Below are 24,602 nucleotides of genomic sequence, written 5' to 3'. Positions count from 1 at the left end.
GTTTATTCATTAGTTCGGTATTGCGCATTATTGTTATACTTTAGTTTAATTACGCGACGGTTTTATTACCTTGCGTACTTTGCGCTTCTACTTTCGACTTCGATATCACTCGTCTTGCCATTCGTCTTCCCTGCCCGTAGCCACGCAGTAATTTCTTTTTATCCATTGTTAAACGCTTAACGCAAAACGCTTCATCAGGCGCTATGACAGTAATCGTGCAGTCAGACGGCGGATCTAACAAAAAATTCAATGTTTCATTATAAATATTTGATCTTTTTGTCATCTTATCTAGTAAAGCCGGTTGAGCGCCATACATTTTTTCTAATAGCCACGCTGTCTTAACTGTGGGTTTTGTAAAGCCCTTAGGTTGAGAGAGCACCACAGTAATATCACGAGCCCCCATCTCATAAGCTTTTCTCACCGGTATAGCATCAGCTACACCACCATCAACATAGCGCTTGCCATTTATTACGGGTTGTTCTCTAAACGCAGTTGGAATTGCACAAGATGCTACCATCAACGCATCAACATTTTCTTCCGTTGCTTGTATGTATTCACATTCACCTGACTCAACACTGGTGATCCCTACATACAATGGCATTGCTGCTTCTTCACCAGGCGCTGGTATACCCAGAGACTTCTTAGAATGGTGCCATAACCAATGTACATCAGTCATATGCCCACCCTTTATAAACCGCATTGGGCTAAAAAACTCACGTTTAGTGGCGTACTGCGTGATGATAGTCTTGCTAAGACCTGGCATTTTAGCAACATAGGTTGAAAGGTTGGTTGCCCCGGCCGATACCCCTATCGCGAAATCGAAAGGATAGTAATTTTGTTCCATGAACTTATCCAATACGCCGGCTGCAAAAACGCCGCGCATCGCACCACCTTCTACCACTAAAGCTGATTTCATTGTCTCAATCTCCGTTAAAGCAATATATGAATTACTGCTTAATTAAATCCTTCTATTGGAGCTCCCCTAGCCCTTTAGAAAGCTCAGGAAAACAATGTCACTCAATGATACCTATCATCATCCACACCTATTGCTAACATGTCATTGTGCATAATCATGCACTTTTATTATGTTGCAATTGTGTAAGGTGGTTATCGACTACATTGGTTGAATAAAGCAAAGTATGTTCCAATAGTGCGAATTTTTATTCTGACGGAATTTCGAAAAATAAATTGCGGAAAAAACTGATTGGTTTAATGGAAAAAACTGTTTAAAGAAATGAAAAAAAGCCGTGAAAATCCACGGCTTTAGTTTCTCATTTATCGCTAACGGTTATTTAGGGCTAACAGTAAGCGTAGGAGACTGACCATTAGGGCCAGATACTTTAAATTCGTATAGCCCCGCTTCAGTTACTTCAACAACAAGATTATTGTTGCTAAATGCCAACACTTTTGGTTGATCAGGGGTCACAAGGTTAGATATTGCATCATTTGGGTTACCTAAGTTAACGGTATTCCAATCTTCTGATGCCACTTTGAATTCTGCACTTCCTACGCTGAGCTCAATGTCTACCGTATATTCGCCTTCACCCTGATAGGTAAATAGGTCAGTGGTTCCCCACCCATTCATCCCGCCACGGACGTACACTTCTGTGTCACCAAAATAGGCTTCTTTGTAAACACCTATGGTTGGATTGTTTTCGTCATTCACATCAAAAACAAATACATAGCGGTCAGCTTCTTCAATGGTCAAAAGCAGGTTATCGTTTGTTCTTGCTAAGGCCGTAGCCTGTCCAACGTTTACATTTCTATCTGCATCATCAGCACTTAATGCACCAAAGTTAACCGTATCCCAATCTTCAGAAGCGACTTTGAATTCATAACTACCTGGTTCTATATCCATTGTCACTTTATAGATACGCCCCCCTTGATACTCAAGTTCGTTATTAGTGCCCCAATCGTTCAGTGCACCTCGAATATACACTGGCGTTCCAACATAGGGCTCCTCGTTTACAATACTGAGTACGGGAGACTCTGCATCCGAGGCATTAATGGTAAACAGATAAGTAGCGCTTATTGCCGGCGTGAATGCTAAGTTATTGTTGGTCCTAGCCAACACTTTGGGCTCAGTTTCTACAAGCGCAGCATCATCACCTTCTGCAGCACCAAAATTAACCGTTTCCCAATCCTCTGAAGCAAACTTGAAGCCGTAAGTGGTGGAACCTTCAAGTGCAACGGCCACTTCATATACACCTTCACCTTTGTATATGAATGGGTTATCAGTCGTCCAACCGTTCATATCGCCGCGAAGGTAAGGCGTAGTCTCGCCATAAGGCACAACATCCGGCGCACCAGAAGTTGCGTAGGCCGATAACCCATAACCTTGTGCGCCTGATTGCGGCTTAACAAATACAGCAATAGTCAGTGCTGGAACGGTGAAAATACCATTCCCGTCTTCTGCTTCGTTAAACGTTGCCCCTCGAACCGCTTCATCACTTGAGTTCATTTGCAGTGCATGTAATGAAAACCCGGTTGCGGTATTAATACTAATGGATTTCGTTTCGTACCCCGTATTTACTAGCACAACAATGGCATCATTTTGCATATCAAGATCGGCGCGGGCTTCTCCGTAAGTGTCAGCGTCAGAAGCAACACCGTCATCAATGCTCATGGCTATCAAACCTTTTTGCTGGTTTGAACCAATATTATGAAAGCCGATACGGTCGATGATGTCGTCAGCGGTGGTTAAACGAAATAACGGACTTTCCGTACGAATGGCCAGCAACTCGTTAAATGCATCTGACGCAAATATGATGTCGGCCATAGATGCATCACGTTCTGGGCTATAAATAAACTCACCCATTTCTTCCCAACGAACTTCATTGTCTTCAGCTAACGGTAAACCCACGTTCCAGTTATTGGTTTCATAGGTAAAATCAACGAAATTGAACCAATCGCCTGCGTCATAGGTGTTTCTGTCCATAGACTTAGATCGCAGTAAATCACCGCCCATCTGTAAGAATGGAATACCTTGCGACACAAGCGGAATACCGATAGCTACGTTTTGTGCACGTACGCGCTCACTCAACGAAATGTCCATTGGTAATGTATAGTTCAGCTGATCCCATAAGGTTTCATTATCATGTTTAGATACATAATTAATAATGTCGGCTGGGTCTAATGCGTAACCACCTAGGTTACTGGTATTGCTAGCTACGCCTGCCGAGGTTTCAAGCACATAGTCTTGCAGTGTGCCTATCATGCTCATTTTCACTTTGTCTTGGTCGCTTAACAGCGCGTCAGACTCAGGTGAAAAGATATTACCTTGGCGAATAGCTTCACGAATTCTATCGTTGTACGTGCCTATTTGCGTACCGGCCATATTCAGCTGGTTCGCTTGTTCGTAACCTCTGTCGATGCGTGTCCAGCCCTCACCGTAGAAGTAATTATCTTCATCTAATGCTTGTACGCTGTTGCGCAATTGCAACATCGTCTCTTTAGAAGCTTGGCTCATGATGTCAAAGCGAAAAGCATCGTATTTGTAATGCTCGGTCCACACAAGTAGTGAATCCAGCATTAATTTTTCCATCATTACGTTACGCGGCTCGGTGTCATCACAGCAGGTTTCACGAACAATATCGCCGGTGTCGGTTTCATAACGATGGAAATAGCCAGGTACAACCTTATCCAGTACAGATTTCGCAAACACGCCAGAAGCATTGGTATGGTTATATACCACATCTAACGCAACACGAAGCCCCATTTCATGCAGAGCTTGAATCATTGCCCGCATTTCGACAATTCGTTCTACACCTTCTGCATTTGATGCATAGCTACCTTCTGGTGCGTTGAAATGATGTGGGTCGTAACCCCAGTTGAAACCATCAATAGCACGCATGTCACTTGTGAGCTGCTGTGCTTTCGCTGCTTCAGCGAGAGGGTCGTAGCTGTTGTAAACATCAATAAGTAATGTGGCACTGTTCTCTTCTTCACAAACCACCGCTTCCGCGTTAAGGCGACATAAGTCTGCAACCGTGTCGAATAAACCAACGGTCTTTGTTGGGTCTTCATCGATGGTGGCAATATCGTTTGCGGGCAGCACATGGAAGTAGTTTAAGCCTGCCTCAACCAATTTTTGTAGATGTAAAACAGGCGCCGTGTTTTGCTCGGTAAAGGCTAAGTACTTACCACGATTTGCTTCGCTTGTAGACATATCGCGAATACTGAAATCACGAACATGGCCCTCATAAATAACTGCATCTTCAGGGTTTTCTAACGTAGGAATATTCTGAGTATCCCACCCTTCTGGTTTTAAATCGTCATCTGATAAGTTTACAAAGCGAGAGAAGCGGCCATTGGTGCTAAGGCTTACCGAATAAGGGTCAGTAACTTCAAGTACTTCTACCGCCCCCGTTTGCGGATGAAAAACCGTAACTTCATAGCGGTAAAGTTGTCTGTCTAGCGACATATCGCCTTCAAATTGCCAGATACCTGTATTGGTGTCTCGCGTCATCGTGTATCGACTCGCCAGGGTTTTATTGTCGTTGTATGTTAGCAACTCTACATTTTGCGCTGTGGGGGCCCATACCGATACAGCAATACCCGTGTCAGAATACACGGCACCTAAACTTGCTTCGTTTGCATCTTCATCACCCGCGGTGAAGATATCATCAATAACCTTTGCGTTTTGTAAGCCTGTTGCTGCTATTAGCACCCCGTCACTGTCATACCCACCCACTACCGCTTGAGTGGTTAAGACAGTCTTAGCATCCTCTAGGCTCCACTCTCCTTCCCAAGCCTGAAGTGCCGCCAGGTTTTCTGCTTTAGCTGTTTGGTTTTCATCTAACGTGGCAGGCATTAACGCTATTGAGGTGCCGTTAATTCCATCTTCCAGTGAACTCTCTAAGTCAGCATTCGCCGAATAGTGAAGCTTCACGGTAGATACGGTATCAGCCACATCCCACAATATCGTATTAGCATCTAACCAATGTGCACCAAAACCTTCTATATCTACAGGCTGTGGCCCGAGAGACATAATGGGGTATTCAAACAACGTGGGCTCCCCTGACAACGTAAAGTTCATACGCACGTACGTTTCGTCATCTTGAACTAGCGAAGCTTGAAAGTCTGAACCGCCCAGCTCTTTACCGGCATCGTCAGTGCCTAAGTGAATGATAAAATTGTGGCAGTTATCAAAATTGTCTTTTAAATCTAATACCCAATACGCACCATAATTAGGGTCGATACCCGTATGTTGACGCCCATTGGCCCAGTCAGTATCTGCATCGGCATAAGCGTCGCATTCATCATTGTTCCATGTATGCAAACGCCAGCCCTCGTACGCGGGGTCGGTTGTGGAATTATCAGCATCAACTGCCGCGCGGTTGTAGTATAAAACTGCTTGATTATCGGCAGGGAAAAACACCGGTAGTGGCAAACTCGGATCGGCGCCAACTACACACGCATCATTAGTTTCATTAGGCACCGTGGGTGCATCACATTGAATAGGCGGTGGCGCGACGCACGCTGTGCCGTCTGCATTAGGTACGTTTGGTACATTACAAGTCAGTAAATTGTTCGAGCCAGACTCAACACCTGAGCCCCCACAACCTACTATAAAGAGCGCCGTTAGGATAAGCGCCGCAATGCGCCATACCTTCAGGGTGGGCATTGGCGTCGATAAGGGTTTTGTTAACATGGATAACTCCAAATTTTTCTTTTTCGTAAACGCAGTATTGGCAGCGATAGCCTTTGGTTTCAGTTTCTGGCAGATAGGTAAAATGCTCATAATTGGTATGTCATCCCCAAGTAATACTGCGTTCCGAAAAACTGGATGGTGCCGGTTTGTTCAGAAGAGGTGAAATAGCTCTTGGTAGGTTCGTCAGTAACGTTGTTAACTTGAAACAATACGCTCCAATTGTCGTTAATTTCATAGGACGCTTGGTAATCGACAACCAGTTCAGAATCAAAATTTACGGTTTGATCGTTTACAGCCACTTGCTCAGACACAAAGAAATCGCGATAACGCCCAGATAAGCGAGTTTCAAACCCTTCGTACTCCCAAAATAGCGTTACCGTGGCGACATTTTCAGATAACCCAGGCAAGCTATCTGAATACACCGAACTACTTAGCGTACGTTGAATTTCACTTTCCGTGTATGAGTAACTCGCCGTTACCCCTAAACCAGACCAGAAGCTTGGCAACATGCTATAAATTTCAGTGTAGGCAATTTCAACACCGCGAATATAGCCACCTTCAGCGTTATTTACCGCCGTGCTATAGCTGCCATTTTCTGTAGGGACGGTAACAAAAATAGGGTTGCCATCAGCATCCCGTGACAACTCAGCCTCTTGCCCTACAAATTCAGGTTCAAGATACACAGGAACCTGAACCGACGCTGGAACCGCAATGCCGTTGCCACTAAAGTCATAAGGTTCTATATTAATTTCTTCGATAAAAGATTCTATATCTTTGTAGAATGCCGCCAGTATTAACGCCCCTTCGGTATCCTCAAAATAGTATTCCCATGAAATATCGTATTGGGTGGCATAAAAAGGTTCTAGGTAAGGGCTATTTGTTGCGTTGCCGTTTACCTTGGCGGTAGGTTGCGACAAGGTCACTTCCCCGGAGTCTCTATCCTGTACAGCGGTTACCGTTTCAACGGTGGTAGAAGCATTTGCCGCAAATCTATTAATAGGCGCACGGCCCATCACTTTTGCTGCGGCTACTCTTAGTTGCGTATTATCTGTCAGCGCAAAATTTAGGTTGATAGACGGCAACACATCGTCGTATTCGTGAGTAAGCGTTGTGAAGCGATAAAAGTTGTTAATGAGGCCAGCATCGTCAGTAATGTTTTGCGCGCCAGCAGTGGGATCACTGACTTCAACTGTGACACCGGTTTCTGGATCGGTAATTAATGAAGTGGCACGCTGGTAAGTGGTAGAGCTTTGTTTTGTTTTTACGTAACGAACCCCCACATTACCGGTTACAGGCATACCCGCAATCTCAGTACTGAGTCCCGCCATCAAATATGCAGAGTTTACGGTTTCAAATACCTGCCCACTTTCCTGCATAGTCCAAGAAGTAGATGGCCCTGTACCTGGGCCATTAATCACACCTGCTGCTCCAGCCCCCCAGGTTTGTACTGGTTGAGGGTAGCCGCTCGGAAACCATGCATTAAGCGCACTGTTTAAATCTACCGACAAATAGCTTGGGAAATAGCTAAAATCGCCAGCCCAATCAACTTGCTCTACCATATCATCCGTTAAACGCAGCGGTGGCTCACTTGCAGAAAACGCACTGTCGTTTCCGTATTCAAATACCGAACGATCGTTACTGTACTCTCTATCGGAATAGCGATAGCCAAACTCCAAACCAGTTACAATAGGCATATCCACAAAGTATTGGAAATCGACTTTATAAGCATCGAGTTCGTCTTTGTTAACAAACGGATAAATGCCGTATTTACTGACCATCACCCTATCGATATCGGAAAATGCATCTGCTTGATTGAAGGCTAAATCAGGAAGGTTGTTGCCATTTAACAAATACGAGATTTGAACGTTCTCATCAAACACTGGACTGACAGCGTTGGCATCTTCGCTGACTAATGACCACAACAAGCCATTACGGAAATCACTTTTCGCAGTAGAGCGTGACACATCAAACTGTACCGATAAGTCAGCACTAATTTCCCAATCTGCGTTAATACCAAAGTTTTCAACGCTATCGAAATCTTGGTTGTCGTCGTTAACTAGCTCGACTCGAGTAAAGCTACTGTCTGTTCGTGAGAAAGTGCCACCAATCACACTATTGTTCACAACAACAGGGTTCGTGATGCCAGCTGTTATCCCCCCTAGTTTGACTCGATACCCGCGGGCAAATTCTTCTGAATCGAACTTAGAGATAAACGCATCAGCTTTTAAGGTGAAATTTTCTAATGGTGCCCACTCTATGGCTGCAACGTAACCGTCGCGAGTTTGCTCGCCACCTTTATGTTGAATCTCAAAGCCTTCAGAAATAAGCTCACATTCTGGGCAGTCGGTGCCAGCTCTGTCGTTATCACCTTCAATACCATCTACATCAACAGCCCCGTTATACGCTAAACCCACAAACTGAGTAGAAACACTGGGTTGGAATAAGCGTGCATAACCTAGGGATAAACCGACGGTGTCGTCCATAAACTTTCCTTGATAGGAAAAGCTCAATCGATGACCAAATTCACTCGCGTCCGATATCTCACTGGCTCGGTCGTTATACATGCCACGCATATTGGCACTGAACTTATGCTGCTCCTCCATGACTAACGGGCTTGCTGTCTTGAGTTCTACCGTTCCAGCGATCCCCCCTTCAATGAGTGATGCTTTAGGCGATTTATATACACTCGCTTCGGTGATTAACTCTGAGGGGTACTGGTCGAACTCAATGGCTCTGCTTCCACTGGTAGACACTTGCTCACGTCCATTTAATGTAGAGAACACAAAGTCACCCGCTAAACCACGAATGTTAATCTCGGCCGCTTGGCCCCCTGTACGAACTGCAGATATACCTGGCAATCGGGTAAGCGCATCTGCCATAGATACATCAGGCAAACCGCCCAAATCATCAGCAGAAATTTGTTCTGACACCGTGTCAGAAAAACGCTTTTGGTTGAGTGATTGTATGAGGCTAGTACTAAACCCCCTCACCTCTATGCGTTCGAGCGTTTCCTCGGATATATCGTTGACCGGTATATCTTCACCTGTTAATTGGCTACCCGATTGATTGTTACTATTTATCGCAGATTCGCTGACTTCATCAATGGTGTCTTCTTGCGTTTGTTGAGCGTATGTAGGCAAAGTAAATGCCAACCCGCTGCTGACCAACGCCACCATGATGGGCTTAATTTTGAATGTTCTCATTGGTGCCCCGTTCCTTATTTTTTATCAACGGTTTGGGAATACCACACCCAAACCCGTCACTTATGGTTCTGCCATAAATAGTATCGGGTTGTATAAAAAGAGAGCAACACTATGCATACGTATTCATTTACATTAAATTTACACAAAATTAAATATTAGCAGTGGCTAACTTAATCAGGATAAGTAAGATATTGAATTGCAATGAGGAAAGTCCCCCTCAAGAAATTCTTAAGGGGAAAGTAGAATAGTTGACGGCTTCGGAATGTTAAATAACGAGGCGCGATTTATGGTGATTTACAGCAAGGCACAGTAACTTGCATCACAGCGCACAGGCCAATTAAATTAAAAGCTTACAGACGTTTTATTTGCACTATCAATCATTGATTGAATGTATGCGTCATGAGTGGGTAGCGATGCTAATGGTTCACGCTTTATGTTATACAACGACGATAGCATGGCTTGCGTTTTCTCATCTGAAAAGCTATTCGCTAACCCATGATAGTCTTCAGGGACTAGCCCTTGCCCATACATAACTTGCAGCCAAGAGCTCTCTAAAAATAAGTCATTTTGTTCACGCACTAAATTGCCATTTTGTTTGAACAACGCCATTTTGTGAGTTAACGAATCTGGCAAGGTTAAATGGCGCATATCTCGCCAAAAATCACTGTCTTCGCGTTCATTTAAACAATAATGTAATACTAGAAAATCTCGTATTTGTTCAAATTCTACTTTTGATTGTGCGTTGTATTCTTTAACCGCACTCTCTGAGATACCTTGGTGCGGGAAAAGCTTAATTAACCTCACGATAGCTGATTGAATAAGGTGAATACTGGTAGACTCCAGAGGCTCTAAGAAGCCAGAAGAAAGCCCTACCGCGACCACATTTTTATACCACTGTTGTCTACGACGGCCAGTAGTAAATTTAATGAATTTAGGATCGCCCAGTGGTTTAGTGTCAAGGTTAGCCATCAAGGTGTCGTGGGCTTGGCTATCACTCATATAGCGTGAACTATATACGTGACCATTGCCATTACGATGTTGTAAAGGAATTCGCCATTGCCAACCAGCACTGTGCGCGATAGAACGGGTGAAGGGTGCGGTATTTTCATGGCGTTCAGAAGGTACAGCAATGGCGGAGTCACAAGGTAATAAATGAGACCAGTCATCATAGCCTGCCCCCAGCGTTTCATTAATTAACAGCCCTCGAAAACCTGTACAGTCAATAAACAAGTCCCCTTCAATGGCATGGCCATTTTCGAGATGTAATGCTTTTACATTCCCACTGTGTTTGTGTCTTGATACGTAGCTGATTTTACCTTCAACACGTTTAACGCCCAGCCCCTCGCTAAGTTTACGCAGGTATTTAGCATATAATGAAGCGTCAAAATGATAAGCAAAAGGGAGCTCTAAGACCGGGTCTTTCGCGTTAATACGTGCAAATTTACCTGCCTCAGCCGCTAAATAGTTAAGGTCATATTCCCACAAATCATGTTTTAAACCTTGCTGACGTGCTTTTAGCCAGAAGTGATAGAAATGACAGAACGCCATGCTTTTGCCTGGCGCACCAAACGTGTGGTAGTACTGTTGCCCCTGTTGCTTCCAGTTTTCAAAGCGAATTGCCAGCTTAATGGTGGCCTTGGTATCGCGAAGAAAAGTGGCCTCGTCAATACCCAGCACTTGATTAACTAGTCTAATGGGCGGGATGGTGGCCTCGCCTACGCCTACTGTGCCAATAGCCTCAGATTCGACCAGGGTAATATTCACTGCGTCGCCAATGACTTTTTTGAGCAACGCCGCTGTTAGCCACCCTGCTGTGCCGCCGCCAGCAACCACAACCCGTTTTACCGGCGTTTGCTTGGCTTCTTGGTGATCCCTTGAATATTGATCGGTTGCCTGTTGATTCGCTGCTGTTTTATTTGCTACTACCATACTCAGCCCTTACTACTTACTTCACCACACTGTAGATGGTTTGCCTGTCTTTTTACAATAAAAAAACCACCTTTTGCTTCGCCGCCAAAATGCATATTCGAGCGCTGAAACAACAAGGTGGTTTGTATTTATTCTAATGTTAGCTTTCGCTCAACCATTAGAAGGTATAGTTAAAGCCCAACAAGTAGTTAGTACCGTAAGATTGATATTGCGTAATTTGACGAGAATCCGCCTGTGACGCTTGAATATCATCTTCATCAGTTAGGTTTTGCGCTTGGAAAGTAACACGTAGGCCTTCCAGAGACTCAATACCAGACTCACTAAAGTCGTATCCGATTTGGGCATCAACCAAGGTACCGCCTTGCTTAGTAGCATCTACCAATGCCAAGCTAGTACCACGTTCTTCCGTTAAGTAATCATCACGCTTAGTTGCCGCAACACGGAACTCGAAACCATCTGACGTGGTCAACCAAAATCACACAACCCAGTTAAGCCGCTTTTTGTAAGTTAGCCATGTCAGCCTCATATTGATTTGGACTCTTGTAATCCAGATATGAGTGCATTCGCTGACTGTTATAAAACATAGTGATGTATTGCAGAATATCCTGCTGGGCAGCACGGCGACTCTGGTAGTGACGCCACTGCACTCGCTCTTGTTTCAATGTGCCGAAGAAGCTTTCTACGACGGCATTGTCCCAACAATCACCTTTCCTGCTCATGCTACCTGTTACCTTGTATTGCGTCAGTAACTGTCTAAATTGTCGGCTTGCGTATTGAGAGCCGCGATCCGAATGATGTATCAGGCCCACTTTAGGTTTACGTTGCCACAAAGCCATCGTTAAGGCATCACACACAAGCTGGGCATTCATCCGCGATGCCATACTCCAGCCCACGATTTTTCGTGAGAATAAGTCAATCACTACGGCCAGATACAGCCAGCCTTCTTGCGTCCAGATGTAGGTAATGTCAGAGACATACGCCTGGTCTGGCTTTTGAGCATCAAAGTCGCGTGACAGCACGTTATCGAAGACAGGTTGCTGATGGTCGCTGTTAGTCGTGACTTTGTATTTTCTACGTCGTCTGACGCTCACTCCAGCTTCTTTCATCAAGGCTCTCGTTCGCTGTTTTCCAACCGGATAACCAAGCGAATTCAACGCGCGTTTCATACGTCTTACGCCATAGGTAAAGTCACTGGCATCTGCTACTTTCTGTACCCACTCAATTAACTCATCATGTTGCGGATCCGGTTCAATGTGTTCCTTGCGTCGCACGGCACTATAGTAATTACAGCGACTGACACCAAGAATCTCGCACATCAGGCTAATCGGCCAGGTCTTCTTATGTTGGGTGATGAAACCGTATTTTACTTGGTTTCTTTGGCAAAGAAGACCGTTGCCTTTTTTAAGATCTCTTTCTCCATTTTCAGGCGCTTATTCTCTGCTCGCAGTTGGCGAATTTCTTCCTGCTCGGGCGTCAACTTACCATTGCCACGAAATGCGTGAGCCCCTTCTGATTCTTGCTCTTTAAGCCAGCGGCCTAACATATTGGCACTGATACCAAGACTGCGAGCAGCCTCAGTAATCTTGTAATTTTGTTCTGTAACCAGACTCACCGCATCCAGTTTGAATTCTTTCGAGTAGCTTTTTCGGGTTTTCATATACACTCCAGTTGAGATAATTATCTCTTAACTGGGTGTGTGAATCTATTGGAGCACGTCAATCGCTTTCGTAAAAGAACGTCATACTGTATGACTCTTCAGACAAGCCTGGAATTCGGGTTTCAGTTTGCGTTGGTGCTGCGTCTACTTCACCTTCCATGAAGGTGGCACTTGCGAACAAGCCAAAGCCTTCAAGTGAGTCGTGAAGCAATTCACCTGGTAATGAACCTTGAAGTTCATAACCGCGCACATAACCTTCAAAACCATCCAGTACACTACCGACTGAACCTAAGAAAGTAGCAGGCGTTTGCCCTTCTGACCCTTGGTGTAAATCAGGAATGTAAACATCAGAGAAATCCGTTAGTACGCTAGTATCGCGATGCCAGTTTTTAATATCTTTATAGAAGAATGATGCCGCTACATAACCCGTATCTGAGAAGTAGTTTTCATAAGCAATATCCAACTGGTTAGCTTCAAGAGGCTTAAGTTCAGGGTTACCTGAGCTACCACTCCAAGGACCATTTTCAGGATCGGTACTGGTAATTTGGTTATCATTAAACGCGAAAGACGCCTGTGTATTTGGACGCATATCGTCCATACGTGGTCTTGAAATCACTTTACCCAATGCGAAACGTACAAACTGGCCTTCAGCTACTTCTGCAGAAAGGTTAAGTGTTGGTAGTACATCAGTGTAATCAGCGCCGCCAGAAACCGGTACCGCTACTGTCATGCCTTCAGCATCTGACGTAGTTGAGAATCCAGTCGATTGTTGGTCAGCACTAACCACTTGTACACCCACGTTACCGCGAATATAAACATCACCTATTTCCGTTTCCAAATCAAATTTAGTGTAGAAAGTCAGCAACTCTTCATCAACTGTATAGCTATCACCTAAGCGATCGTTTTGTACCAGCTTGGCATCAGTCGCTGTGTAATAACCACTTTGGAACAGACCAAGTGAATCATACGCTAGAATGCCGTCTATACCGATGAAATCTAGAGGTACTACGCCTAGTACATCTGGAATAGCCGCATCACCAGGATAGCTAGGGGCAGTTAAATATGCACCGTTGTTTTCTTTGGTTTTGCTACGATCTGAGTAGATAACGCCCGCAGACATGCCAGTTACTACGCCCCATTCAACGTACCCTTTTGCATCAAAGCGGTAAGTATCTAGGTCTTCTTCATAGTTTGGTTGGTTAACAAAACCATCTTGTGCGTCTGCGCCAATAATAGGTGCGCCCCATGCTTGTGGACCTGCAAGACGAATTAAGCTTTCATCAGTAAGGTCAACAGGTGCAATGCTTGGGTGATCAGAATATACCGCGCCGGTAGACGTCATTTCCCAGCTACGAGCAGTAATAGGACGTCCATCAATTCCTGCACGGCCTACGCCTGAATAACTTTCTACATCGATAATGTCTTTTTCAACTTTACCGGTAGAGTAGTCGAACTCTAAGGTCCAGTTATCATTTAAGATGTATTCTGCGTTCACGCCTACCGTCGTTAAATCAGCTTCTTGAGTACGAGCATCATTACGAATAACTGAATAGAAGCCATCGTAGTAACCTGATGTTACTAAACCGTTTTCAACACCAGTAATGGTATATTCGCCAGTTCCCCATTCAGCACCACCTTCTTCAAGACCCCGACGAACGTCATCTTCTACGAAGTCGATATAAAGCGCATCTACTTGAACATTTAGTTTATCAGTAGGCGCCCATTCAACTACAGCGGCGATAGAATCACGCTCTAACATTGCTGAACGTGCAAAAGAGTCGTGACCACCTAAAATAGTAGTTCCTTCTGCCACATCTACACCGGCTGCTGCATTATCAGCATTCGCGCCTGCATAGCCCCAACCACGGAAATGTTGTTCTTGACGTGGTGACTCCATGCTAGCAACAGTCAGTGCAAGACCGATAGTATCGTCAGCAAATTGGTCAACGTAGTTTACTGAAATACGATGTCCGTTGTTGTCAAAATCTGGGTTAGGAGAATCTTCAGCATTCTTTTCATACGAGCCATTAATAGCGAATGTACTTTTTGCTGCAAGCGGACTAATGGTTTGAAGGTCAATTGAACCACCAATATTTTGGGTGGTCATGCCAGCTTCTGCTGTTTTATAAACAACGATACTAGAAATGATCTCAGTTGGGTAAAGGTCGAATTCAACGCCGCGGTTGTCGCCCATACCTAATAATTCACGGCCGTTAAGTGATGTACCTACGTAGTTTTCGTTGAAACCACGTACTGAAATACCACTTGTACGTCCGTTTCTACGCTCACCAGCTAAGCCAGGCAAACGTGAAATAGATTCTGCAATACTTGTGTCTGGTAATTTACCGATGTCTTCTGCGGATAACGCTTCAACAATGGAGGTGCTATCCATTTTAATCGCTTGAGCGCGTTGCAAGCTGCCACGTATACCGCTAACTTGAATAACTTCAACATTAGCTTCATCAGCTGCTTCTGAATTTGTTTCTTGTGCAAATGTAGGCGAACAACCAAAAGCTACGCCACCAGTGATCAGCGCAACCTTGATGAGATTTGGTTTAAATTGTTTCATAAAACAGGTGTCCCATTCAGTTATATTTGTTGTCTTTTTGTTATTTTTATGACAATCGAATGACAATGTATCCAGTCGCTGACAATCCTATAGAGCACACGGGCTTTGCACAATTGCTTGCATACGTATTCATAGAAAATATTCAACACCCCATTAACATTAACCGTTATGAAATTATTGAAATTTAACAACAAAATTACGTAAATTCGCCACCAAACTTGTTTTATGTTGTAATTTTGTTACGTCATAAAGGTATTTTTTGAAGGGTTATGCGAGGGCGCAAACAGTGAGGACGAAAGTTTAAAAAGCAGAATTTTTCTGCTTAGACTTTTTTATAAAACACCAATAGAAAGACACAAAAAAGCCCGCTAATTAGCGGGCTTCACTTAAACACTTACGTGCACTTTGCCAACTACCAACCCGTAGTTTCGCGAAGTGCCTTGCCGATTTCAGCAAGAGAGCGAACTGTTTTAACGCCCGCGTCTTCTAGTGCTTTAAATTTCTCATCAGCTGTACCTTTACCGCCAGCAATGATTGCACCAGCGTGACCCATACGCTTACCTTCAGGTGCAGTAACACCCGCAATGTAAGAAACAACAGGCTTAGTTACGTTAGCTTTGATGAATTCAGCAGCTTCTTCTTCTGCTGTACCACCAATTTCACCAATCATAACGATAGCTTCTGTTTGAGGATCGTCTTGGAACAACTGTAGGATGTCGATGAAGTTAGAACCAGGAATTGGGTCTCCACCGATACCAACACAGCTAGACTGGCCGAAACCTTCGTCAGTAGTTTGCTTAACGGCTTCGTACGTAAGTGTACCAGAGCGAGAAACAATACCTACTTTACCAGGCTTATGGATGTGACCAGGCATGATACCAATCTTACACTCTCCAGGAGTAATAACACCTGGGCAGTTAGGACCAATCATGCGAACGCCTTTAGCATTTACGTATTCTTTAACGTAAAGCATATCTAGCGTAGGAATACCTTCAGTAATACAAACGATAAGCTCGATACCAGCATCAGCAGCTTCAACGATTGAATCTTTACAGAATGCAGCAGGTACATAGATAACAGTCGCAGTTGCGCCTGTTGCTTCTACCGCTTCACGTACTGTATTGAATACTGGAAGACCTAGGTGCTCAGTGCCGCCTTTGCCTGGTGTAACACCACCAACCATTTGCGTACCGTAAGCAATAGCTTGCTCAGAGTGGAAAGTACCTTGACCACCAGTGAAACCTTGACAGATTACTTTGGTATCTTTGTTAATTAATACAGACATTATTTGCCCTCCGCAGCAGCAACAACTTTCTCTGCTGCATCAGTTAGCGACTCAGCAGCAATGATATCAAGACCTGAGTTCGCTAGAACTTCACGGCCAAGCTCTGCGTTTGTACCTTCAAGACGTACAACAACAGGAACACTAACGCCAACTTCTTTAACGGCGCCAATGATACCTTCAGCAATCATGTCACAACGAACGATACCGCCGAAGATGTTAACTAAAACAGCTTTAACGTTGTCGTCAGATAAGATGATTTTGAATGCTTCTGCAACACGTTCTTTAGTCGCGCCGCCACCAACATCAAGGAAGTTAGCTGGCTTGCCACCGTGTAGGTTTACGATGTCCATTGTACCCATTGCTAGGCCGGCACCGTTAACCATACAACCTACGTTACCGTCTAGCGCAACATAGTTAAGTTCGAACTCAGCAGCATGCGCTTCACGTGCATCTTCTTGAGTAGGATCTTGCATAGCTTTAACTTTAGGCTGGCGATATAACGCGTTGCCGTCGATTGCTAGCTTAGCGTCAAGACAGTGAAGGTCACCATCTTCTTTAATGACAAGCGGGTTAATTTCAATCAATGCAACATCAAGATCTTCAAACATCTTAGCTAGGCCAAGGAAAATCTTAGTGAATTGTTTGATTTGAACGCCAGAAAGACCAAGTTTAAACGCCATTTCGCGTGCTTGGTAAGGCTGAGCACCAACAATTGGGTCGATTTCAGCTTTAAGAATTTTCTCTGGTGTTTCTTCAGCAACAGTTTCAATCTCAACGCCACCTTCAGTAGAAGCCATAAACACAACACGACGGGTTGTGCGGTCAACTACTGCACCAAGGTACAATTCGTTAGCGATATCTGTGCAAGTTTCAACAAGGATTTTGCTCACAGGCTGACCATTTTCGTCAGTCTGGAAAGTCACCAAATTTTTGCCAAGCCAGTTTTCTGCGAAAGCTTTAATTGCGCCAGTATCTTTTACTAACTTAACGCCACCTGCTTTACCGCGACCACCTGCGTGGACCTGACATTTTACTACCCACTCACTACCGCCAATGCGGTTAGCGGCCTCTACAGCACTTTCAGGAGTGTCTGCTGCGTATCCTTCAGAAACAGGTAGACCGTATTCTTTGAATAGCTGCTTACCTTGGTATTCATGCAAATTCATGGTGTTTCTATCCGATTTTTAGTAAGACAAAAGCCGCTTTCGCGACTTGATTAATTAGACTGATATTATAGGGCGAATATCAGCGTTGTGGCAGTAACGCGACTTATATAAATAAGCAGCGCTGCTGCACACAATAACAAGAGAGGAAAGCCTTACACGTCTAATAGAAGGCGTGTTGGATCTTCAAGCATCTCTTTAATTGTTACCAAGAAGCCTACTGACTCTTTACCATCAACAATACGATGGTCATAAGACAGGGCTAGGTACATCATTGGCAGAATTTCCACCTTACCGTTAACAGCCATTGGACGATCTTGGATTTTATGCATACCCAAAATAGCGCTCTGTGGCGGGTTAATGATAGGCGTAGACATCAATGAACCAAACACACCACCGTTAGTGATAGTAAAGTTACCGCCTTGAAGGTCTGCCATCGACAATTTGCCATCACGGCCTTTAATTGCCAATTCTTTAATTCCTTTCTCAACACCAGCCATACCTAGTGTATCCGTATCTTTTAAGATAGGCGTAACTAGACCGCGAGGTGTTGATACCGCGATAGAGATATCGAAGTAGTTGTGATAAACAATGTCATCACCGTCAATCGATGCATTAACATCTGGGAAACGTTTAAGTGCTTCAGTTACCGCTTTCACGTAGAAAGACATGAAACCTAAACGAATACCGTGACGTTTCTCAAAGCTCTCTTGATACTGCTTACGAAGTTCCATAATTGGCTTCATGTTAACTTCGTTAAACGTAGTTAGCATAGCAGTAGAGTTTTTAGCTTCAAGTAAACGAGTTGCAATCGTTTTACGAAGACGTGTCATAGGAACACGTTTTTCTGTGCGATTACCAGTAGGTAAATCAGCTGCAGCAGATGGCGCTGAAGCCGCTGGTGCACTGCCACCTTTAAGGTGTTTTTCTACGTCTTCTTTAGTGATACGGCCATTTTTACCCGTACCTTTAACTTTTGCTGCGTCTACGCCTTTTTCTGCCAATAAACGGCGTACTGAAGGACTAAGTGCATCGCTGCTGTCATCTGAATCATCAGATGCAGCTTCAGACGACTCAGATGCTGCTGCACCTGACGTTGCGCCTTCAACAAATTTAGCAATCACTTCTTCAGCTGTCACTGTTGCGCCTTCTTCGGCAACAATTTCTGATAGTGAGCCATCAGCAGGCGCTACCACTTCTAGAACAACTTTATCAGTTTCAATATCAACCAAGTTTTGGTCACGGCTTACCACTTCGCCTACTGCAACATGCCATGTGGCGATGGTTGCATCAGCTACCGACTCTGGTAATACAGGTACTTTAACTTCTGACGTTTTACCGCTAGCTGCAGGTGCTGCTTCTTTTTTAGATTCAGCTTTCGCTTCAGATTTAGCTGGCGCAGCGCCACCCTCTTCTAATTTAGCAATAACTTGCTCGCCTAGTACCGTTGCACCCTCTTCATTAAGAAGCTCACCGATAGTTCCGTCGGCTGGTGCTACGACTTCCAGCACAACTTTATCAGTTTCAATGTCAACCAGGTTCTGGTCACGTTTTACCGCGTCGCCGGCCTTTACGTGCCAAGTTGCAATGGTGGCATCGGCAACTGACTCTGGTAGGACCGGAACTTTTATCTCAATTGTCATCATTGTTCCTTATTTAATAGTGAGTGCGTCTTCAACCAGCGCTTTTTGTTGCTGATTGTGAACGGAAACATAACCTACAGCAGGTGAAGAAGATGCTTCACGACCTGCATATGTTAATTTGGCGCCATCTGGAATTGCTTGCCAGAAATGGTGTTGACTGCAATACCAAGCTCCTTGGTTTTGCGGTTCTTCCTGACACCAAACCCAATCTGTAACGTGGCTGTATTGTGCCACAACTTTAGCGCATTCTTCTTGTGGGAATGGATAAAGTTGTTCCAATCTTACGATTGCAACGTCTGTTTGTTCATTTTTACGGCGCTGGTCAAGCAAATCGTAGTAAACCTTGCCTGAACACATCACCACACGCTTAACGTCTTTCGGATTAATATCGTCAATTTCGCTGATCACGTTGTGGAATTTGCCTTCTGCTAACTCTTCAAGAGAAGAGGTTGCAAGCGGGTGACGCAACAAGGATTTAGGCGACATAACGATAAGCGGTTTACGCATAGGGCGAACCACTTGACGACGAAGCATGTTAAACACTTGCGCAGGTGTTGAAGGTACACATACTTGCCAGTTGTGATCAGCACACATTTGCAAGAATCGCTCAAGACGAGCCGAGCTATGCTCAGGACCTTGACCTTCGTAGCCATGTGGAAGCAACATGGTTAGACCACATAAACGGCCCCACTTCGCTTCACCTGAACTCAAGAATTGGTCAAATACAACCTGTGCACCGTTTGCGAAGTCACCAAACTGTGCTTCCCAAATAGTTAAACACTCTGGCTCTGCCGTAGCGTAACCATATTCAAACGCCATAACCGCTTCTTCTGAAAGCACAGAGTCGTATATTTCGATCTCGCCTTGGCCTTCACGAATATTTTGCAGTGGCATGTACGTTGAGCCATCAGCTTGATTATGCAATACCGCGTGACGGTGGAAGAAAGTACCACGGCCAGAATCCTGACCTGTCATACGTATATCTTCACCAGCATCAACCAATGATGCGTAGGCTAGATTTTCTGCCATTCCCCAATCAAGTTTCTTTTCACCGCTTACCATGGCCTTGCGGTCTTGGTATAACTTGTTTACACGAGATTGAAGTTTATGCCCTTCAGGGAAACTGGTTAACGCTTCGCCAAGTGCTTGAAGTTTTTCAACACTGATAGCACCATCATATGGCGTATCCCAATCGTGACCTAAGTACGGAGACCAGTCTACACTGTGCTTTGTCATCGGACGCCATTCTTCAACTACACATGCACCATGATCTAATGCTGCGCGGTATTCTTCTAAATAGCGGTCGGCATCACGCTGCTCAATAACCCCTTCAGCAATAAGCTGGTCGGCATAAATAGCGCGAGGTACAGGATGCTTCTTCACTTTTTGGTACATAAGCGGCTGAGTTGCATTTGGCTCATCAGCTTCGTTATGTCCATGACGGCGATAACACACTAAATCGATAACAACGTCACGCTTGAATTTATTACGGTATTCAAGGGCGAGCTGAGTCACAAAAGCAACCGCTTCTGGGTCGTCAGAGTTAACGTGGAAGATAGGTGCCTGAACCATTTTCGCAATATCAGTACAGTATTGCGTAGAACGAGTATCTTCAGTTTTTGACGTTGTGAAACCAACTTGGTTGTTCACCACAATACGTACTGTTCCGCCCACGGCGAAACCGCGAGTTTGTGACATATTGAAGGTTTCTTGAACTACGCCCTGCCCAGCAATCGCTGAGTCACCGTGAATGGTAATAGGAAGTACGGTGTTAGTATCGTCGTTACGACGTTCAAGACGAGCACGAACTGAGCCCATCACTACTGGGTTCACAATTTCAAGGTGAGACGGGTTAAACGCAAGTGCTAAGTGAACATTGCCACCTGGCGTAGCAAAATCTGATGAGAATCCAGCGTGGTATTTAACATCACCTGCGCCTAATGAATCATCATGCTTACCGGCGAATTCATCAAACAATACTGATGGGTTTTTACCCAACACGTTGACTAGTACGTTCAGACGACCACGGTGAGCCATTCCGATAACCACTTCTTTGGTGCCTGCAGCACCTGCATTAGTGATTAGGTTTTTAAGCATAGGAACTAATGCGTCGCCACCTTCCAGTGAGAATCGCTTGGCGCCTGGGAATTTAGACCCAAGGTACTTTTCCATGCCGTCAGCAGCCGTTAGCCCTTTAAGTAGGGTAAGTTTTTCATCTTTAGAAAACTCAGGCTTGGCTTGTACTGACTCAATTTTTTGCTGTAACCAGCGTTTTTGGTCTGTATCGGTAATGTGCATGTACTCAGCACCGATAGAGCCACAATATGTTCGGTTAAGTGATTTAAATAATTCACCTAATGACATTGAATCTTTGCCGATAGCAAAAGACCCTACGTTGAACACACTGTCAAAATCTTTATCAGAAAGGTTATGGTGAGATAGTTCTAAATCACGAACACGCTCTTGTTTCCATAATCCTAGCGGATCAAGGTTGGCATGCTGGTGACCACGGAAACGAAAGGCGTTAATAAGCTGTAACACTTTAACTTGCCTGTCATCCGATACCGGAGTGCCTTCAACTGGTGCGCTCGACATTCGTGCTGTCGGGCCTAGAGCAGCTAGCTTCCTAAACTGATCTTTAACACTAGTATGGTTGGTTTCAAGTTCAACGCCTTCGACCTTGGGGAGGCTATCAAAGATTTGACGCCAAGTATCGGAAACGCTCTGCGGGTCTTCCATATACGATTCGTACAATTCTTCGACATAGGCAGCGTTGGCACCTGCCATATGCGAGGAATCCCACCACGCTTTCATCACGCTTTCTTGCATTTAATTTGCCTTGCTACGTTTTGTAAATTCTATTAACCATCGGTTTGTATTATAAGGTTATTCGTGACATAACCAAGCGTTATACCGATGAATACAAAAAAAAATAGCCATCACATCCGGATGGCTATTTAGAGCATTGCTTTCTGTCACTCAGGAGTAACCAGAATATAGTACTAAACAGCCCGTTGTAAAAGCATAGACTTAATGTGTCCAATTGCCTTTGTCGGGTTTAATCCTTTCGGACATACACTTACACAGTTCATAATACCGTGACAGCGGAATACGCTAAATGCATCATCTAGATCGTTCAAACGTTCATCAGTTGCAGTATCACGGCTATCGATAAGGAAACGATAAGCGTGAAGCAAACCAGCAGGCCCGATAAATTTATCCGGGTTCCACCAGAACGATGGGCACGACGTAGAACAACATGCACATAGAATACATTCATACAGTCCATCAAGCTTAGCACGTTCTTCAGGAGACTGAAGGTGTTCTCTTGCAGGAGGCTGTTTGTCATCGTTGATTAAGAATGGCTTAATCTTTTCATATTGGGTGTAAAACTGTGTCATATCAACCACAAGGTCGCGTACTACGGGCAAACCTGGAAGTGGACGAACAACAACTTTACTTTTACCCAATGCAGACAATGGCGTAATACAGGCAAGACCATTCTTACCATTCATATTCACACCGTCTGAACCACACACACCTTCACGGCACGAGCGGCGGAATGATAACGTTGGATCTTGCTCTTTAAGAGCAATTAGTGCATCCAACACCATCATGTCACGACCTTCCTCTACTTCTAGAGTGTAGTCTTGCATGCGTGGCTTGTTATCAACATCAGGGTTGTAACGATATATCGAAAATTGTAATTGCATGATCGTTGCCTCTCTTAATATGAACGCACTTTAGGCGGGAAAGCTTCCCGAAGCTTAGGCGCCATATTGACATCACGTTTAAGCATTTTTTCAGTATTCGGATCGTAAACGCTGTGGCATAACCAGTTCTCATCGTCACGGTCCGGGAAATCGAAGCGGCTGTGTGCGCCACGGCTTTCCGTTCTGAAGTTCGCTGCTACTGCTGTGCTGTACGCGGTTTCCATAAGGTTATCAAGCTCAAGACATTCAATACGCTGAGTATTGAAATCGGCACTCTTATCATCAAGGCGAGCATTCTGAAGACGTTCACGAATTTCACCAAGTTGCTTAAGGCCGTCTGCCATGGCTTCACCTTCACGGAATACTGAGAAGTTAAGCTGCATGCATTCTTGCATATCTTTTTTGATTTGAACCGGATCTTCGCCCTTACCTTTCTCTGAGTTTTCCCAGCGATTGAAGCGAGACATTGCCACTTCAAGGTCAGACTCTGATGCTTCGCGGAATGGCGATACGTCAGAAAGGGTTTTACCTAAGTGTAGACCAGTCGCACGACCGAATACTACAAGGTCAAGTAGTGAGTTACCGCCAAGGCGGTTAGCACCGTGTACAGATACACATGCAATTTCACCACAAGCGAATAAGCCGTTGACTACTTTATCGTTACCGTCTGCATCAACAGTTAAACATTGACCGTCAACGGTAGTTGGAATACCACCCATCATATAGTGACAAGTTGGTATTACAGGGATTGGTTCTTTCACTGGATCAACGTGAGCAAACGTACGAGATAGCTCAAGGATACCTGGTAAACGCGATTCAAGTACGTCTTTACCAAGGTGATCAAGTTTAAGTTTACAGTGAGGTCCCCAAGGGCCATCAAATCCACGACCTTCGCGAATTTCAGTCATCATTGAACGTGCTACAACGTCACGACCAGCAAGGTCTTTCGCGTTAGGCGCATAACGTTCCATGAAGCGTTCACCGTCTTTATTAAGTAGGTAACCACCTTCACCACGACAACCTTCCGTTACTAGCGTACCAGCACCGGCGATACCCGTAGGGTGGAACTGCCACATTTCCATATCTTGTAATGCAACGCCAGCACGGATTGCCATACCAACACCGTCACCGGTATTAATGTGTGCATTGGTAGTAGAAGCGAAGATACGCCCTGCTCCACCCGTTGCTAATACGACTGCTTTAGACTTGAAGTAAACCACTTCGCCAGTCTCGATATCGATAGCAGTACAACCAACAACGTCACCGTCTTGGTTTTTAACTAGGTCGAGTGCGTACCACTCAGAAAAGACCTTTGTTTTATTTTTTACGTTTTGCTGATAAAGCAAATGCAGCAAGGCGTGACCGGTACGGTCAGCAGCCGCTGCGGTACGAGCTGCTTGCTCGCCACCAAAATTTCTTGATTGACCACCGAAAGGACGTTGGTAAACCTTACCATTCTCAAAACGTGAGAAAGGTAAACCCATGTTCTCCATCTCAATGATGGCTTCTGGGCCGGTTTTACACATATATTCAATAGCGTCTTGGTCACCAATGTAGTCCGACCCTTTTACAGTGTCGTACATGTGCCATTCCCAGTTATCTTCATGGGAATTACCTAGCGCAACAGTAATACCACCTTGCGCTGATACCGTATGTGAACGGGTAGGAAATACTTTAGACAGTAGTGCACATGATTTGCCAGATTCTGAAATCTGCAATGCTGCACGCATACCAGCGCCGCCAGCGCCAATAACTACTGCGTCAAACTCGTGAACGGGTAAACTCAT

General features: G+C 44.7%; 13 protein-coding genes and 1 pseudogene. 1 reads left to right on the top strand and 13 read right to left on the bottom strand.

Annotation, left to right across the window (positions count from 1 at the left end; all coding sequences use genetic code 11):
• Nucleotides 1-49 precede the first annotated feature (49 nt).
• The 7 genes and pseudogenes from AMBT_RS07415 to AMBT_RS07380 all read right to left on the bottom strand — a co-directional run bounded on the left by AMBT_RS07415 (nucleotide 50) and on the right by AMBT_RS07380 (nucleotide 15,011).
• Entirely contained in the window at nucleotides 50-916 is an 867-nt protein-coding gene (locus AMBT_RS07415; protein WP_013783993.1) for a patatin-like phospholipase family protein, read from the bottom strand.
• 372 nt (nucleotides 917-1,288) lie between these two features.
• The gene (locus AMBT_RS07410; RefSeq protein ID WP_232363205.1) at nucleotides 1,289-5,653 is read right to left on the bottom strand and encodes an alpha-1,6-glucosidase domain-containing protein; all 4,365 of its coding nucleotides are present in this window, start codon (nucleotides 5,651-5,653) and stop codon (nucleotides 1,289-1,291) included.
• Nucleotides 5,654-5,739: 86 nt separating this feature from the next.
• On the bottom strand, nucleotides 5,740-8,856 hold the full coding sequence (locus tag AMBT_RS07405; RefSeq protein ID WP_013783991.1) for a TonB-dependent receptor: 3,117 nt from the start codon (nucleotides 8,854-8,856) through the stop codon (nucleotides 5,740-5,742).
• A gap of 342 nt (nucleotides 8,857-9,198) precedes the next feature.
• Nucleotides 9,199-10,785 (bottom strand): tryptophan halogenase family protein, encoded by a 1,587-nt coding sequence (locus AMBT_RS07400; protein WP_013783990.1) that lies wholly within the window; start codon nucleotides 10,783-10,785, stop codon nucleotides 9,199-9,201.
• 157 nt (nucleotides 10,786-10,942) lie between these two features.
• Nucleotides 10,943-11,239: pseudogene (locus tag AMBT_RS07395) on the bottom strand (TonB-dependent receptor); the annotation flags it as partial.
• Between the two features lie 34 nt (nucleotides 11,240-11,273).
• A protein-coding gene (locus AMBT_RS07390; RefSeq protein WP_085929700.1) for an IS3-like element ISAma1 family transposase occupies nucleotides 11,274-12,442 on the bottom strand; the annotation gives its coding sequence in 2 pieces (ribosomal slippage) (nucleotides 11,274-12,193 and nucleotides 12,193-12,442; 1,170 coding nt in all).
• Nucleotides 12,443-12,500: 58 nt separating this feature from the next.
• Nucleotides 12,501-15,011, bottom strand: a complete 2,511-nt coding sequence (locus AMBT_RS07380; protein WP_013783988.1) for a TonB-dependent receptor — start codon at nucleotides 15,009-15,011, stop codon at nucleotides 12,501-12,503.
• Nucleotides 15,012-15,070: 59 nt separating this feature from the next.
• On the opposite strand from AMBT_RS07380, the gene AMBT_RS23070 reads away from it, so the two are divergent.
• Nucleotides 15,071-15,199, top strand: coding sequence for a hypothetical protein (locus tag AMBT_RS23070; RefSeq protein ID WP_257720343.1), 129 nt, complete (start codon nucleotides 15,071-15,073; stop codon nucleotides 15,197-15,199).
• Nucleotides 15,200-15,423: 224 nt separating this feature from the next.
• Here the strand turns inward: AMBT_RS23070 and sucD are convergent, their stop codons facing one another.
• The 6 genes from sucD to sdhA all read right to left on the bottom strand — a co-directional run bounded on the left by sucD (nucleotide 15,424) and on the right by sdhA (nucleotide 24,602).
• The gene (sucD, locus tag AMBT_RS07375) at nucleotides 15,424-16,296 is read right to left on the bottom strand and encodes a succinate--CoA ligase subunit alpha (RefSeq protein ID WP_013783986.1); all 873 of its coding nucleotides are present in this window, start codon (nucleotides 16,294-16,296) and stop codon (nucleotides 15,424-15,426) included.
• The gene (gene sucC / locus AMBT_RS07370; RefSeq protein WP_013783985.1) at nucleotides 16,296-17,462 is read right to left on the bottom strand and encodes an ADP-forming succinate--CoA ligase subunit beta; all 1,167 of its coding nucleotides are present in this window, start codon (nucleotides 17,460-17,462) and stop codon (nucleotides 16,296-16,298) included. Before sucC ends, sucD begins: the two co-directional genes overlap by 1 nt.
• A gap of 152 nt (nucleotides 17,463-17,614) precedes the next feature.
• On the bottom strand, nucleotides 17,615-19,102 hold the full coding sequence (gene odhB, locus AMBT_RS07365; protein ID WP_013783984.1) for a 2-oxoglutarate dehydrogenase complex dihydrolipoyllysine-residue succinyltransferase: 1,488 nt from the start codon (nucleotides 19,100-19,102) through the stop codon (nucleotides 17,615-17,617).
• Nucleotides 19,103-19,111: 9 nt separating this feature from the next.
• Nucleotides 19,112-21,931, bottom strand: a complete 2,820-nt coding sequence (gene sucA, locus AMBT_RS07360; RefSeq protein WP_013783983.1) for a 2-oxoglutarate dehydrogenase E1 component — start codon at nucleotides 21,929-21,931, stop codon at nucleotides 19,112-19,114.
• A 173-nt stretch (nucleotides 21,932-22,104) separates the two neighbouring features.
• On the bottom strand, nucleotides 22,105-22,815 hold the full coding sequence (locus tag AMBT_RS07355; RefSeq protein WP_013783982.1) for a succinate dehydrogenase iron-sulfur subunit: 711 nt from the start codon (nucleotides 22,813-22,815) through the stop codon (nucleotides 22,105-22,107).
• Nucleotides 22,816-22,829: 14 nt separating this feature from the next.
• Nucleotides 22,830-24,602, bottom strand: coding sequence for a succinate dehydrogenase flavoprotein subunit (gene sdhA / locus AMBT_RS07350; protein ID WP_013783981.1), 1,773 nt, complete (start codon nucleotides 24,600-24,602; stop codon nucleotides 22,830-22,832).

The organism is Alteromonas naphthalenivorans (genome assembly GCF_000213655.1).
GTDB classification, from domain to species: domain Bacteria; phylum Pseudomonadota; class Gammaproteobacteria; order Enterobacterales; family Alteromonadaceae; genus Alteromonas; species Alteromonas naphthalenivorans.
The sequence above is the reverse complement of the archived record's forward strand: the minus strand, read 5'-3'. Positions and strand labels throughout refer to the sequence as shown.